Origin of the sequence: Flavobacterium frigidum, from assembly GCF_048286735.1 — a bacterium.
Lineage (GTDB): Bacteria > Bacteroidota > Bacteroidia > Flavobacteriales > Flavobacteriaceae > Flavobacterium.
Genome location: NZ_JBLVPU010000005.1, coordinates 1 through 13,247, shown reverse-complemented (window position 1 = coordinate 13,247; position 13,247 = coordinate 1). Strand labels below are relative to the sequence as shown.

Sequence of the window (13,247 nt, the reverse complement as noted above, 5' to 3'; positions counted from 1 at the left end):
GAACACAGCAAAAACTTAAATTAAACAATAAGATAATTAATTCTAAAGACAACAGCCATTATGCTATTAAAATCTCACTAAAAAAATCATTAGGATTAAGCATCGATAAAATGAATACCCAAAACATGAATTGTTACTTATTTTGTTTCATAAAAGTAAGAATCTCATCAAATCTATCGCTCCAAGGGTAAAAATATTGCAGTACCATTGGAACATGCTTTTTATTCAAGCGAATAGGCGTGACATCTGGTTGAAATGGTTTTAAAGCACTTACAAATCTACTGTTGGCAATTTTTATGGAATTATAGGTTTTGTCGCCTACGTAAATTAAAAACGGAGGTGTGTTTTTATCTATAAAATATATTGGAGATGCCGCTTTCCATTGCTCTGGATTGGTGGTCCATGTTGTTAAATAATCATCTTCGGCTGTGGGTGGATTCCCTTCTAAATAATTTTTCATATCCAATCCAGCGGCGTCATTCAAAATAATTCCAGCAATGTTTTTTGGATCTGTCCCATATTTAGGATTCATAACTGCCAAAGCACCAAGATGTCCTCCTGCTGAATGTCCAGTGATAAAAATTTGATTTGGATTTCCGTTGTATTGGCTAATATTCTTTTTAGTCCACTGAATGACGGCTGCAATTTGCTTTGCCATGGCATCATAATTCGCTTCTGGGCTTAGTGTGTAATCCGGGATTACAGTGATTACGCCTTTTCTGGCAAAATTGCGGCCCAATAAATCATAAGTTCCTTTTCGTCCGCTATTCCAGTTTCCTCCATGTACAAAAATCAATACTTGCGATTGCTCTGCTTTCGATTTTCGCGGAACAAAAATGTTTAATTGTGGTATGTTGCTACTGTTTTCAACAATAGTTGATTGATAGGAAATATTAGTATTTTTTTTCGAACTGCAATTAACCAGCAGCAAAGCATTTAATAAAACGATGATGACCAAGGAAAAACGCATAACTATTTTTTTTACGAAGGTACTATTAAATAAAATATCGTTCAGTTTCATCGCGACAAGAACTAAATAAATAAGTGAATCATACAATATTTAAATGTTGTAATACCAAAAAAAAGCTGTCTTTTCAGGCAGCTTTTTAAAAATTATTAAAAATCTATTAGTTGAATTGTGCCGTCACAAAGTCAATTAAACTTTCATCACTCATTTTATTAGAGGTACTTTCTTTGGCTTCTACATTTTTATATTGAGGTGTTTCGCTCAAATAATTGATAAATTGCTCTTGCGCCGTGCCGGTTCCCGTTACATGCAATTCATCTACGTTTTGCATATGAGCCGTAATGCTTTTAAATAATTTACGTAGCAGATCTCTCTCGGCACTGTTAGCGGCATTTTCACTGGTGTTGTAGCCTTGTCCGTCTACGGTTTCATGACCTAAAACTACGAAATCTCCGGAATCTACATTTTCTCTTCCTACAATGGTAGCATGATGCGAATCCATCCAAACCCCAAATTGTTTTTTACTTTTTTCTGACATCTTTCTATATGTATTTGTTACTAATCAAGTGTTAACTGTTTAAAAAAAATGCCACAGTAAACTTTATTTTATCTTATAAAGTTACCCTTAATTAATCTAAAACGTGGCGTAATTAACAAACTCTTATGTTTCAGTAGCTTTTGATTTTACGGTTTAAAAACTATAAGATCTTTTGCAACTTGGTAGATCAAAATCCTAAAATGGCTAAATCATGACATTAAAAAAGTTTTTTCAGTTTCAATTTTCAAAAGCAATCTAGTTTTCAAGCCAAAACTTAAACTAAAACAGTATATGAAAGTTAAAAATTCCCATTTTGGCGCAAGCCGGTAAAAATATTTTTACAAAAAAATTACATATCAGTTAAATCGTATATATTTACCCGGAATTTGATAAAAAAGATGCATTTGCCAATCTAAAAAGCAAGTAAATTTGTTTTGTCATTGCACCGAAGGATCTAAACAAACACAATTCAAACACTTATGAAAAAGAGAATTTTAATTACACTTTTATTTAGCTTCGTTCTTGGGCTTGGATATTCCCAAAAAATGAATGTTGCAAAATTGGATAGTTTGTTTCAAATTCTTGAAGCAAAAGATAAATTCATGGGAAGCATCGTTGTTTCGCAGAATGGAACACTCGTTTATTCTAAATCAGTTGGAAAAGCTGATGTTGAAACCAATACAAAAGCATCTCCTTTAACTAAATACCGCATTGGTTCGATTTCAAAGATGTTCACATCCGTATTAATTTTTAAGGCGATCGAAGAAAAGAAACTATCCTTAAATCAAACATTGGCAAGCTATTACCCAACAATTGAAAATGCTTCAAAAATAACAATTAGTAACTTATTAAATCACAGAAGCGGAATTCACAACTTTACTAGTGATGCGGAATACCTTCGATATAATACCACCCCACAATCAGAATCTCAAATGGTAGCTATTATAGCAAAAGCTAAAAGTGATTTTGAACCCAACAGTAAAGCTAACTATAGCAATTCTAATTATGTTTTGCTCAGTTATATTCTTCAAAAAATATATAATAAACCCTATGATACTATTCTAAAAGATAAAATCACAAAACCATTAGGTCTAAAAAATACTTACGTAGGCAGTAAAATAAACGTTCAAAATAACGAAGCCAACTCCTATAAATTATTTGGTCAATGGATAAAAGGGACCGAAACAGATATGTCAATCCCAATGGGTGCTGGAGCTGTTGTTTCAAATCCATCGGATTTAGTACTATTTATCGAAAACTTGTTTGCCAAAAAAATAATTAATGAAAGTAGTTTGAATCAAATGACTACGATACAAGACAACTACGGAATGGGTATTTTCCAAATTCCGTTTCAAGACAAAAAAAGATTTGGTCACAAAGGAGGAATCGATGAATTTAGTTCCGTGTTATATTATTTCCCAACAGATAAAGTGGCTATTGCGCTAACCTCAAACGGAAAAAACTACGATAACAGTGATATTATAGTAGCCGCTTTGAGCAGTTATTTTAACAAACCATTCGTGATTCCTACTTTTACTGCCATTACCCTTACCTCCCAAGAACTCGATCCCTATTTAGGCGAGTACTCCACTGCTGGATTTCCAATAAAAATTATGATCACAAAGGACAACGCTTCACTTTTTGCGCAAGCTACAGGACAATCGGCATTTCCGCTAGAGTCTATTAAGAAAGATACATTTCAATTTTTAGCGGCAGGAATAACAATAGAATTCAATCCCAATGAAAAGCAATTGATTATAAAACAAGGTGGTAGCGAAACAATACTGCATAAAAACTAGAAAGAAACATGGAAAAAATGCGCCCAAACGGCCAGAGAGCAAAAATTGCAATGATGCTCATATGGACGGTACTCACTATCGAAATAATTTCAATACTTTCTGATTACTTGCAGTATGATTTGTTACAAACTGTGGCCAATGGTGGCCAAATTTCTACTGAAACTGCCACTGGCAATGACTTACGCCAAAAAATTATAGCCATTATTTATTTGGTTACCTATATCATTTCTGGGATAACTTTTATCCGATGGTTTCGCAGAGCTTATTTTAACCTTCACCTAAAAGCAGAAACGCTATCCTTCACCGAAGGCTGGGCTTCTGGTTGCTGGTTTGTTCCCTTTATTTCGTTGTATAGACCTAAACAAATTATGAAAGAATTGTATGTAGAAACTCAAAATTTACTAACTACAAAACAAGAGAATAGCAAGGTAAATCTAAATACCCAATTCATTCGTTGGTGGTGGGCCTTATGGTTGATCGCTTCTTTTTTAGGTCAATTTGTATTCCGATATTCTCAGAAAGCAGAGACGCTGGAAGAGTTAACAACAGTAACTATTGTGAGTATTATTGCCTCTATAATTGGTATTCCGCTAGCCCTTATCACTGTCAAAATCATAAAAGACTATGCCGAAATTGAACCACTATTTTGTAATTTGGATGTTGAAATAGAGCAAGAACAAATCCTTTTAGACACTGATTTTCAGTCAATAGAAAATTAGTCATGCACTAGGAAACAGTACAAATACATCACACTATGATTCCCAAAAACCTAATAGAGACTGCAGAACTTGTATTTGATATCTGTGGGTTTCAACTTAGCAATCTCAAATTAGAAAAAGAAAGCCTTGCTTACAGCGCTTGTCAATTTGAGCTTAATGGAACTGCTGTACTTTTTAGACTGGCGAAAATAACACCAACCAAAATTGGACAGTTTGTGACTTTTTGGAAAAGAAGTAACAAAGGTACTATCGCCCCATACGAGGTAGCTGACGCAATTGATTTTTTTATTATTAATACAAAAAGCAAGAACGAATTTGGTCAATTCATTTTCCCACGATTAGTTCTAGCCGACCAAGGAATTATAAGTACCCATCTAAAGGAAGGAAAACGAGGTATGCGTGTATATCCTCCTTGGGACTTACCATCAAGCAAACAAGCACAAAAAACACAACAATGGCAGTTGCCTTACTTTTTAGAAATTCCGATAAAGCAACCTTTAGATTTAGAAAAAGCAAAAAATCTCTACCGTTTAAAACAACACTAATCTATTAATTAAAAAAATAATGGAAGTAGCCACAATACTTAAAGAAAAAAAGGGAACTATACTTGATGTGCGTTCTTATGAAGAATTTATAGGAGGTCATGTTGCTGGATCATTTAACATTCCGCTTCAAGAAATTCAGCATCGAATGCAAGAAATTCACGAACTCGAAAAACCTTTTATATTGTGTTGCGCCTCAGGAAATAGAAGCGAACAAGCGCAGATTTTTCTGACTGCTTACGGAATTGAATGTTACAACGGTGGCTCTTGGTTGAATGTAAATTACCTTCAAGCACAAGCTGAGTTATAAACTTAATAATAACTGAATCGATCATTACTTTCTATTGAAATTACTCAATACCAAAAGCCCGCAAGTAGCGGGCTTTCTAATACTGTATTGACATGTATTAATCAATTTTTTAAAGTATAAAACTACTTAGCCATTCAAAGCTGGATAATCTGTATATCCTTTTACCGTATCGGTGTAAAAAGTATTTTGGTCTGGAGTGTTCAAAGGAGCATCCGTTTCATAACGTGCTACCAAATCAGGATTTGCGATAAAGGGAACGCCATACGCAACTAAGTCAGCATACCCGTCTTCAATAACCTTAATACCTGTTTCTTTATTAAAACTTTTATTGATGATTAAAGTTCCTTTGTAAAACGGTCTGAAATGTTTCGCTACTTCAGTAACTGCAAAAGGTACTTCAGAAACATCTGTGAAAGGCTCTGTTAAATGAATGTACGCTAGTCCATAATCATTCAGTCTGTTTATAATGTATTCGTGGGTAGGTATTGTCTGCTGGTCTAGCATCATTCCTTGCGCATTGTGCAGTGAAGGATTCAATCTAACACCAACCTTAGCATAATCAATAATACCATCAAAAGCATCTAAAATATCAAATAAGATACGGGCTTTGTTCTCTATTGATCCACCATAAGCATCAGATCGATGGTTGGAATACCCATTAAAAAATTGGTGCAATAAATACCCATTGGCCGCATGCAATTCGACTCCATCAAAACCTGCAGCAATAGCATTTTTTGCTCCGTTTTTAAAATCTAAGACCGTTTGCTTAATGTCTTCAATAGTCATTTCTTTAGGAACAACGGTATCTACAAAACCATCATTTGTGTACGCTTTTGCAAATGGATTCAATGCTGAAGGAGCGTGTGGTAATTCGCCATCATGCAAATCAGGATGAGACAAGCGGCCCGTATGCCACAATTGGGCAAAAATAGTTCCACCTTTATCATGAACGGCTTTGGTTACTAATTTCCAACCTTCGGTTTGAGCTTCGCTATAAATTCCTGGAACATTAATAAAACCTACTGCTTTTGTACTCACAAAAGTACCTTCGGTTACAATTAAACCTGCAGTGGCTCTTTGTTCATAATATTGAGCCGTTAATGCTGTAGGAACATTTCCTTTATTGTTAGAGCGGCTTCGTGTCATGGGTGCCATTACCATGCGGTTCTTTAAACTACGAGTCCCCAGAGTATAGGATTGAAATAAAATTGATTTACTCATTTCTTTTTTGTTAAGAGTTAATTGTACTTGGAAATATAACATTGATTTTTAAACCAATAGTGGTAAAAAAAGTAACAAGAGTTGCCAAAGCCTGAACATCATTTCCTTTTAGAGAAAGAGTTGCCATTGCATCTGCTTTGCCTTCACAGCAATATATAATTTTAGAAAAAGGAAATAGTACTTCAAAATACGAATTCTTATTTTTCTCATCGGTTATACTTTCAAGAATAAGGACGATTTTGCCTGTAGACACCTTCCTGATTTGCTGTGTTAGCGGTTCATTTGCTAAAGCATTATCAGAAACCACAATAATATCAGCTTCCCAACTTGCATTGGTTGGACAACGCATCGGTTCAACTTGTGCATTTGGGTTTTCTAAAAGTAGCTGTGCATAAATACGTGAAAGCAACTTTTGATCCGTATCAAAAAGCAGAACAGCATGCGCTCGGGCAAGATGTGTTGCTAAAAGAATTGCATTGCTATTGGAAACACCTAGTATTGCGACTGTTTTTCTATTGGTCATTGCCTTTATTTTACAGTACAAAAATAAATAACGATACCCAAGAGAGTGTTGATGTAGCGCAAGAAATACCATTGATCTACATCAAGGAATTCTACTATTTTTTGCTAATTTGTTTGCGAACTCTACTCAGAGTTTCGGGGGTAAGTCCAAGGTAGGAAGCAAGCATGTGTTGGGGTACCCGTTTTACAATTCCGGGATATGCTTTTCCTAAATTAAGGTATTTATCTTCGGCCGTTTCGGTCAATGCCGAATTAATTCGGGTTTGATTTGCAATGTAAGCATTTTGCAATAGTAAGCGTTGGTAGCGTTCAAACATTGGAATTTGATCCATCAATGCCTCTCTTGCTTCGGTGGTGAGCAACAGCAATTCTGAATCTTCAAGCGCTTCTATGGTGTAAATAGAGTTGCTGTTGGTTAGAAAACTAGCTAAATCAGTAATCCACCAACCTTCAATTGCAAATTGCACAATGTGTTCATTTCCTTTCTCATCTATAGAAAAAGAGCGTAAAATCCCTTTTTCGACAAATGCATTATAGATACAAACATCACCTTCTTGAAGCAATGTTTGCTTTTTACGTAGCTTTTTAGGAATAAAAAAAGTCTTGCACAGCTCCATTTCAGTCGGAGTCAATGCTACTTTTTCTCGAATACTCTTAAATAATTGTTCAAACATGCTCGCAAGATAGTAATTACCTTATTAGAACAAAAAAATAGTATTTCACAAAAAAGGACACCCTTTATAACTAATGATAAATCTAAAAACGGAACTATCTAAAATCAAAATAACTGTTTATCTTTGCCGAGTCTAATTTTAACACACAAATGAAACCGAACACACAACAATTAAACGATTTAACAATCCAAGTTAGAAGAGATATTCTTCGAATGGTACATGCAGTCAACTCAGGTCACCCAGGTGGTTCATTAGGTTGTGCAGAATTTCTTGTCGTATTATACCAAAATATAATGGACCGCAAAGAAGGATTTGAAATGGACGGAATTGGAGAAGACCTTTTCTTCCTTTCAAACGGGCATATTTCTCCTGTTTTTTACAGCGTTTTAGCAAGAAGCGGTTACTTTCCAGTAGCTGAATTAGCGACTTTCCGTTTGATTAATTCTAGATTACAAGGACATCCAACAACGCATGATAGTTTGCCAGGAGTGCGCATTGCCTCTGGTTCACTTGGTCAAGGATTATCTGTAGGAATTGGTGCAGCACAAGCTAAAAAACTAAATGGTGACAATCATATCATTTACACGCTTCACGGAGATGGTGAGTTGCAAGAAGGTCAAAACTGGGAAGCAATTATGTATGCCTCTGCCAAAAAAGTAGACAATCTTATTGCTACAATCGATTTGAACGGGAAACAAATTGACGGTTCTACAGACGAAGTTTTAGCTATGGGAAGTATCCGTGCTAAATTTGAAGCTTTTGACTGGGATGTTCTCGAAATCGAAAAAGGAAACGATATCGAAGCTATCATTGCTGGAATGAACGATGCAAAATCAAGAACTGGAAAAGGAAAACCAGTATGTGTATTATTGCATACTGAAATGGGTAATGGTGTCGATTTTATGATGTACAGTCACGCATGGCACGGTAAAGCGCCTAATGACACGCAACTTGAAATTGCTTTGGGTCAAAATCCTATTACATTAGGAGATTATTAAATTTAAGAAATGAAGCTAAAATCTTTATTTATATTTCTAGTATGGTCGGGAAGTATTTATTCTCAAGAATTTATCTACGATATATTTCTTCAATACAAAAATATCTCTAGCGGAAATATCCATTTTTATATGGTTAATTCTTTAAAAAATACAAACTTATTTACAGGTCATAGTAAAGATTTCGAAATGTACGGTTCTATTTTTGAAGAAAAGAAACAAACTTATCACAAATTTAAAGTTCATAATTTAGAAAAATCAGTTTCATTTATTTACGAAGAAAGTAAAAAACAAGAGAAATTTAATGCTAAACGAGTACCCAAATTTTATTATAAACAAATAGAAACGTTGATTGACAGTATTAAAACAAAAGTTTTAATTTTAGGATACGCAAGACCAAAAATGAAAAGAGCACAAATAGCAATTGAAATTATATATGAAAATAGTGATGTGAAATTTAATGAAGAATTTTTAAATTCTTTCTCGCATGGGTCTTTTTTAAATACTGATTTTAAAATATCAATTGGTATTCCAATAAAAATCATTGTAGATTATAAAAATGGAAATATTCGTACTTATGAAAGAATTACTAAAAAAACAATCGCAACTAAACTAATTATTCCAAAGATCTAACAATGAAAAAATATACAAATACAGGAAGTAAAGATACACGCTCGGGTTTTGGAGCGGGAATGACGGAATTGGGTCAAAAAAACGAAAATGTAGTTGCACTTTGTGCCGATTTAATTGGCTCTTTGAAATTTGATGATTTCAAAAAAAACCATCCAGAGCGTTTTTTCCAAATTGGAATTGCAGAAGCAAACATGATTGGAATTGCAGCAGGATTAACTATTGGAGGGAAAATTCCTTTTACAGGAACTTTTGCTAACTTTTCTACAGGAAGAGTATACGATCAAATTCGTCAATCTGTAGCGTACTCTGAAAAAAATGTGAAAATTTGTGCTTCTCACGCTGGATTAACTTTAGGTGAAGATGGTGCCACACACCAAATCCTGGAAGACATTGGTTTGATGAAAATGTTACCAGGAATGACCGTAATTAATACGTGTGATTACAACCAAACCAAAGCAGCTACTTTAGCACTAGCAGATCATCATGGTCCTGCTTACTTGCGATTTGGCCGTCCAGTAGTGCCTAACTTTATGCCCGCTGATGAACCGTTCGTTATAGGAAAAGCTATTGTTTTAACGGAGGGATCTGATGTAACGATTGTTGCAACAGGACATTTGGTTTGGGAAGCTTTAGTAGCTGCCGAAGCTCTAGAGCTACAAGGAATTTCTGCTGAAGTGATCAACATTCACACCATAAAGCCATTGGATGAAGAAGCCATATTAAAATCATTAGCAAAAACAAAATGTATCGTTACAGCTGAAGAGCATAATATTTTGGGTGGTCTTGGCGAAAGCGTTTCAAGAGTTTTGGCATTAAACAGTCCAGCTCCACAAGAGTTTGTAGCAGTAAATGACAGTTTCGGAGAATCTGGAACACCAGAACAATTAATGGATAAATACAAATTGAACAATCAAGCGATTGTTGAAGCTGTAGAAAGAGTAATGAAAAGAAAGTAGGCTTTCATTTGATTCCAAAAAAAAACCAGTTCATTTATTTTGAACTGGTTTTTTTATGCCTTGATTTTTTTTTAGTTACATTGTACTAAATGCCTTTTAATTCGAGTTGGATCTGTTGTATTTCCGTTACAAGAAGGGATGGATGCAAATGGAATTAAAACACCATTAGCATCTGTAATTTCTTTTCTCGTACTTATAAAGTCACCATCATCATCTGTGTCTAAAGCATTTGGTATTCCGTCTTTATCAGAATCATCTTCATAACGAATATTATCTGCAGGAAACGTTGGGTAATTTACTTTATTGCTATAATTGTAAATGTATCCATCATTATTTAAATCTTCTTGGAAATTTAGTATTCCATCACCATCTGAATCTAGTCTATTGATTTCATATAATTTGATACTGAAAATTAAAGGCGCATACGCTGGAATACTATTTTGACCTTGAGAAAAGTAACCTAATCCTGATGGTATAAAAAAGACACCAGCACCAAAATCTCTATACGAAACGGTCCCATCAGGATTAGATGAATACGTACCTCCTTTAAATTTTGGAAAAGATTCACCCCAACCTACAATTGTTGAAGGTAGATTAAAAAACTGCTGTGGATTTTTACTTTCTTCAAAGAAAGTAGTTCCAAAGGTCTCTACATCAGCAACTTTAGTTCGTGATAAGTACTCTCCTTTATATGACGTAAGTACACCATCAACGTTGGTAGGCTGTTGCCCTACTCCTTCGCGTAATACTAAATAGTACAATTTATAACTGATATCATGAAGTTTTACCTCTTTACTTAAAAGTTTTGGAAAAGTAGCGCTATTTAAATAAGAATAAATAGAAGGTTCAGTTCCTCCAGTTGCAATTTTTTTAAAAGAAACGTCTTGATCATCTGCAAACCCCGGATGATTGACAACGGTTATGGAATATGTTTTTAAATATTCTTCAATATCAGTTAAATCAGTAGCATATTGCACTGCAAAATCTCTGGGCGGAGTTATTTCAGCAGTAGCATCATCTTTAGAACATGAAAATAAAGATAAAGTTGTAATTGATAAAATAAAATAATACTTAAATTTGTTCATTATAGCTAATTTTTAAGTGCGCAAGATACAATATTGATTGATTTTTGTAAACTATTTAACTCCGATTTTAGAAATTTTATGAGAATAGATAAATACTTATGGTGCGTGCGGTATTACAAAACCAGAAACATGGTTACTGAAGCCTGTAAAAAAAACCACGTTACAGTAAATGGCCAAGTCGCCAAACCTTCTAAAGAGGTATTTGCAACAGATAAAATCACTTTTCGTAAAGATCAAATTACGCAAATCATTACTGTTCTAGATGTCCCAGATAATCGTGTTGCAGCTAAATTAGTAGATATTTATAGAAGAAATGATACTCCAGCAGAAGCGTATCAGCATTTAGAATTACTAAAATTATCCAAAGAACATTACCGAAAAAATGGTACTGGTAGACCCACGAAAAAAGACAGGAGAGATATCGATGAATTTGGAAATGAAATCATAGTAGACGAAGAAGATTGATTTAGACACTATAAATTTAGGTTTAAAGTTCCTCTAAAATCCCCGTTCTTCAACTATTTGAAATAGCCGCTTCAACCCTCCAACAAAACAAAAAACCATGAGCAAGAATATAATTTTGACTAATCAAGAAATTGAACATACCATAAAACGAATAGCCTATCAAATCTACGAAACCTTTGTAGACGAGCAAGAAATTGTCATTGCAGGAATTGCAACTAACGGTTTTATATTTGCAAAAAAAATAGCTGCGAGTTTAGAAGTTATCTCTACCATCAAAGTTTCGCTTTGCGAAGTACAAATTAACAAACAACATCCTGAATTACCCATTCACACCTCTTTATCAAAAGACGAATATGCTAATAAAGGATTGGTTCTTGTTGATGATGTACTAAATTCAGGCACTACCTTAATATATGCAGTAAGGCATTTTATAGACGTTCCTTTAAAAAAGTTTAAAACAGCAGTGCTTGTAGATCGCAACCATAAAAAATATCCCGTAAAAGCTGACTTCAAAGGAATTTCTCTTTCTACCTCATTGTACGAACATGTACAAGTAGTTTTTGACGAAAACGACACCAATTATGCTTATCTAAGTTAAAATCGAAACAATATCAAGTACTGTTTGCTTAATTGTTTTATCATCTACCACAACTTTATATTGAGCTTGATTGTAATAAAAACTTCGATCAAAAAGATGCTTGGCTATAAACTCTTTCATTTCGCCTTCGTTTTTTTCCGCAATCAGAGGGCGTTTGCTTTTGTTGTGATGTAAACGATGAAAAAGCGTATCAATGGAAGCTTTCAAATATACGGATACTACATTAGTGCCTTTTAGCAACTCATGATTATTCGCATAACATGGAGTTCCGCCACCTAAACCAATGATTAGTTGCTTTGAATTATTCAATAAGTCGATAAAAACTTCGTGTTCAAGCTTTCTAAAATATATTTCACCGTGCTTTTTAAAAATAGCATCGATAGACAATCCTACTTTTGCTTCAATTTCTTTATCGAGATCTACGAACGGAATTCCGATACTAGTAGACAACGCTACAGCAATTGTAGACTTCCCACAACCCATATATCCTAACAATATAATTTTTTTCATCTGAATAAAACCTTACAAATTAAGGTGTTGAGTGATTTAATTAAAAAAAGACAAATTTATAATAAAATTGCTTGGTAAACTCCAAAATAAGTCCTTATATTTGCACCCGCGTTCAAGGAAAGAAAATGACTCGATAGCTCAGTTGGTAGAGCACATCACTTTTAATGATGGGGTCCTGGGTTCGAGCCCCAGTCGGGTCACAATTTAAGTGATCAACACATAATTTTCTTGAAAGCATTGACTCGATAGCTCAGTTGGTAGAGCACATCACTTTTAATGATGGGGTCCTGGGTTCGAGCCCCAGTCGGGTCACAAAAGGTCGAGTAATTTATTACTTGGCCTTTTATTTTTTTAGGCCACGTGGAGAAACGGTAGACTTGCCAGCTTGAGGGGCTGGTGCTCGCAAGGGCGTGCGGGTTCAAATCCCGCCGTGGTCACAGATAGCAGCGCAATTATTGACTTAACATTAATTTTGTTACACATCTGCTTCACATTTTAAAAACGCTTTCCTAGTGGAGCGTTTTTTTTATGCCCTATTTTTAGCTCGGTATCCAATTCGTTTTTTTATCGTTTACCAAAGCTGTAGTCGATGGTTTATGGATCAATCCCAAAACCTGTGGGGAAGCAAAAATTAAGCATAAATATTAGTTAGTCTAAAAAGGAAGAATTCTATATTTCTAACTCCTCTGAATTGAGATCTAAATGCTTTTATT

The 13,247-nt window shown here is 34.6% G+C and carries 16 protein-coding genes and 3 tRNA genes; 12 read left to right on the top strand and 7 right to left on the bottom strand.

Annotated elements, in window-relative coordinates; translation table 11 throughout:
* Positions 1-133: 133 nt before the first annotated feature.
* Positions 134-970: an alpha/beta hydrolase gene (locus ACNQGO_RS04405; protein ID WP_417984383.1), complete on the bottom strand. Its 837-nt coding sequence runs from the start codon at positions 968-970 to the stop codon at positions 134-136.
* A 157-nt stretch (positions 971-1,127) separates the two neighbouring features.
* The gene (locus ACNQGO_RS04400; RefSeq protein ID WP_417984381.1) at positions 1,128-1,505 is read right to left on the bottom strand and encodes a hypothetical protein; all 378 of its coding nucleotides are present in this window, start codon (positions 1,503-1,505) and stop codon (positions 1,128-1,130) included.
* A gap of 479 nt (positions 1,506-1,984) precedes the next feature.
* On the opposite strand from ACNQGO_RS04400, the gene ACNQGO_RS04395 reads away from it, so the two are divergent.
* From ACNQGO_RS04395 to ACNQGO_RS04380, 4 genes are read left to right on the top strand one after another with little or no spacing between them, the layout of a single operon-like run.
* On the top strand, positions 1,985-3,304 hold the full coding sequence (locus ACNQGO_RS04395; protein ID WP_417984379.1) for a serine hydrolase domain-containing protein: 1,320 nt from the start codon (positions 1,985-1,987) through the stop codon (positions 3,302-3,304).
* An 8-nt stretch (positions 3,305-3,312) separates the two neighbouring features.
* Positions 3,313-4,023, top strand: coding sequence for a DUF4328 domain-containing protein (locus ACNQGO_RS04390; RefSeq protein WP_417984377.1), 711 nt, complete (start codon positions 3,313-3,315; stop codon positions 4,021-4,023).
* A gap of 35 nt (positions 4,024-4,058) precedes the next feature.
* Positions 4,059-4,568 carry a MepB family protein gene (locus ACNQGO_RS04385; protein WP_417984376.1) on the top strand — a complete coding sequence of 170 codons (510 nt, stop codon included), beginning with the start codon at positions 4,059-4,061 and terminating at the stop codon, positions 4,566-4,568.
* Positions 4,569-4,587: 19 nt separating this feature from the next.
* Positions 4,588-4,875 (top strand): rhodanese-like domain-containing protein, encoded by a 288-nt coding sequence (locus ACNQGO_RS04380; RefSeq protein ID WP_417947979.1) that lies wholly within the window; start codon positions 4,588-4,590, stop codon positions 4,873-4,875.
* A 126-nt stretch (positions 4,876-5,001) separates the two neighbouring features.
* On the opposite strand, the gene ACNQGO_RS04375 is transcribed toward ACNQGO_RS04380, so the two are convergent.
* From ACNQGO_RS04375 to ACNQGO_RS04365, 3 genes are all read right to left on the bottom strand, one after another.
* Positions 5,002-6,096 (bottom strand): alkene reductase, encoded by a 1,095-nt coding sequence (locus tag ACNQGO_RS04375; RefSeq protein ID WP_417947980.1) that lies wholly within the window; start codon positions 6,094-6,096, stop codon positions 5,002-5,004.
* A gap of 10 nt (positions 6,097-6,106) precedes the next feature.
* Positions 6,107-6,619: a hypothetical protein gene (locus ACNQGO_RS04370; RefSeq protein WP_417984374.1), complete on the bottom strand. Its 513-nt coding sequence runs from the start codon at positions 6,617-6,619 to the stop codon at positions 6,107-6,109.
* Between the two features lie 94 nt (positions 6,620-6,713).
* Positions 6,714-7,292 (bottom strand): Crp/Fnr family transcriptional regulator, encoded by a 579-nt coding sequence (locus ACNQGO_RS04365; RefSeq protein WP_417984372.1) that lies wholly within the window; start codon positions 7,290-7,292, stop codon positions 6,714-6,716.
* A 149-nt stretch (positions 7,293-7,441) separates the two neighbouring features.
* Between ACNQGO_RS04365 and ACNQGO_RS04360 the strand changes: the two genes are divergently transcribed.
* Genes ACNQGO_RS04360 through ACNQGO_RS04350 form a run of 3 tightly spaced genes read left to right on the top strand, consistent with a single transcriptional unit; the run spans position 7,442 to position 9,876 of the window.
* The gene (locus ACNQGO_RS04360) at positions 7,442-8,290 is read left to right on the top strand and encodes a transketolase (RefSeq protein WP_417984370.1); all 849 of its coding nucleotides are present in this window, start codon (positions 7,442-7,444) and stop codon (positions 8,288-8,290) included.
* Between the two features lie 9 nt (positions 8,291-8,299).
* Positions 8,300-8,920: a hypothetical protein gene (locus ACNQGO_RS04355; protein ID WP_417968780.1), complete on the top strand. Its 621-nt coding sequence runs from the start codon at positions 8,300-8,302 to the stop codon at positions 8,918-8,920.
* Between the two features lie 2 nt (positions 8,921-8,922).
* Positions 8,923-9,876: a transketolase family protein gene (locus tag ACNQGO_RS04350; RefSeq protein ID WP_417968781.1), complete on the top strand. Its 954-nt coding sequence runs from the start codon at positions 8,923-8,925 to the stop codon at positions 9,874-9,876.
* 71 nt (positions 9,877-9,947) lie between these two features.
* Here the strand turns inward: ACNQGO_RS04350 and ACNQGO_RS04345 are convergent, their stop codons facing one another.
* The gene (locus ACNQGO_RS04345) at positions 9,948-10,961 is read right to left on the bottom strand and encodes an FKBP-type peptidyl-prolyl cis-trans isomerase (protein WP_417984368.1); all 1,014 of its coding nucleotides are present in this window, start codon (positions 10,959-10,961) and stop codon (positions 9,948-9,950) included.
* Between the two features lie 78 nt (positions 10,962-11,039).
* Between ACNQGO_RS04345 and ACNQGO_RS04340 the strand changes: the two genes are divergently transcribed.
* Positions 11,040-11,426: an RNA-binding S4 domain-containing protein gene (locus ACNQGO_RS04340; protein WP_309759964.1), complete on the top strand. Its 387-nt coding sequence runs from the start codon at positions 11,040-11,042 to the stop codon at positions 11,424-11,426.
* Positions 11,427-11,523: 97 nt separating this feature from the next.
* Complete coding sequence (locus ACNQGO_RS04335) at positions 11,524-12,024, top strand: phosphoribosyltransferase family protein (protein WP_417944598.1); 501 nt, start codon at positions 11,524-11,526, stop codon at positions 12,022-12,024.
* Here ACNQGO_RS04335 and ACNQGO_RS04330 read toward each other — a convergent pair.
* Entirely contained in the window at positions 12,016-12,534 is a 519-nt protein-coding gene (locus ACNQGO_RS04330) for a shikimate kinase (RefSeq protein WP_417968783.1), read from the bottom strand. The two genes, ACNQGO_RS04335 and ACNQGO_RS04330, sit on opposite strands and share 9 nt — an antisense overlap.
* 127 nt (positions 12,535-12,661) lie before the next feature.
* Here ACNQGO_RS04330 and ACNQGO_RS04325 point away from each other — a divergent pair.
* The 3 genes from ACNQGO_RS04325 (at position 12,662) to ACNQGO_RS04315 (ending at position 12,971) form a co-directional block, all read left to right on the top strand.
* Positions 12,662-12,734: transfer RNA gene (locus ACNQGO_RS04325), tRNA-Lys, on the top strand.
* A gap of 39 nt (positions 12,735-12,773) precedes the next feature.
* Positions 12,774-12,846 (top strand) — tRNA-Lys (locus tag ACNQGO_RS04320).
* Between the two features lie 42 nt (positions 12,847-12,888).
* A tRNA-Leu gene (locus ACNQGO_RS04315) sits at positions 12,889-12,971 on the top strand.
* Positions 12,972-13,247: the final 276 nt, after the last annotated feature.

What these genes read in the sequence shown, in the direction of transcription:
- ACNQGO_RS04365 (WP_417984372.1), bottom strand. Translation starts at nt 7,292, where the DNA reads ATGTTTGAACAATTATTTAAGAGTATTCGAGAAAAAGTAGCATTGACT.
- ACNQGO_RS04340 (WP_309759964.1), top strand. Translation starts at nt 11,040, where the DNA reads ATGAGAATAGATAAATACTTATGGTGCGTGCGGTATTACAAAACCAGA.
- ACNQGO_RS04370 (WP_417984374.1), bottom strand. Translation starts at nt 6,619, where the DNA reads ATGACCAATAGAAAAACAGTCGCAATACTAGGTGTTTCCAATAGCAAT.
- ACNQGO_RS04400 (WP_417984381.1), bottom strand. Translation starts at nt 1,505, where the DNA reads ATGTCAGAAAAAAGTAAAAAACAATTTGGGGTTTGGATGGATTCGCAT.
- ACNQGO_RS04360 (WP_417984370.1), top strand. Translation starts at nt 7,442, where the DNA reads ATGAAACCGAACACACAACAATTAAACGATTTAACAATCCAAGTTAGA.
- ACNQGO_RS04405 (WP_417984383.1), bottom strand. Translation starts at nt 970, where the DNA reads ATGCGTTTTTCCTTGGTCATCATCGTTTTATTAAATGCTTTGCTGCTG.
- ACNQGO_RS04375 (WP_417947980.1), bottom strand. Translation starts at nt 6,096, where the DNA reads ATGAGTAAATCAATTTTATTTCAATCCTATACTCTGGGGACTCGTAGT.
- ACNQGO_RS04385 (WP_417984376.1), top strand. Translation starts at nt 4,059, where the DNA reads ATGATTCCCAAAAACCTAATAGAGACTGCAGAACTTGTATTTGATATC.
- ACNQGO_RS04350 (WP_417968781.1), top strand. Translation starts at nt 8,923, where the DNA reads ATGAAAAAATATACAAATACAGGAAGTAAAGATACACGCTCGGGTTTT.
- ACNQGO_RS04395 (WP_417984379.1), top strand. Translation starts at nt 1,985, where the DNA reads ATGAAAAAGAGAATTTTAATTACACTTTTATTTAGCTTCGTTCTTGGG.
- ACNQGO_RS04335 (WP_417944598.1), top strand. Translation starts at nt 11,524, where the DNA reads ATGAGCAAGAATATAATTTTGACTAATCAAGAAATTGAACATACCATA.
- ACNQGO_RS04380 (WP_417947979.1), top strand. Translation starts at nt 4,588, where the DNA reads ATGGAAGTAGCCACAATACTTAAAGAAAAAAAGGGAACTATACTTGAT.
- ACNQGO_RS04390 (WP_417984377.1), top strand. Translation starts at nt 3,313, where the DNA reads ATGGAAAAAATGCGCCCAAACGGCCAGAGAGCAAAAATTGCAATGATG.
- ACNQGO_RS04330 (WP_417968783.1), bottom strand. Translation starts at nt 12,534, where the DNA reads ATGAAAAAAATTATATTGTTAGGATATATGGGTTGTGGGAAGTCTACA.
- ACNQGO_RS04345 (WP_417984368.1), bottom strand. Translation starts at nt 10,961, where the DNA reads ATGAACAAATTTAAGTATTATTTTATTTTATCAATTACAACTTTATCT.
- ACNQGO_RS04355 (WP_417968780.1), top strand. Translation starts at nt 8,300, where the DNA reads ATGAAGCTAAAATCTTTATTTATATTTCTAGTATGGTCGGGAAGTATT.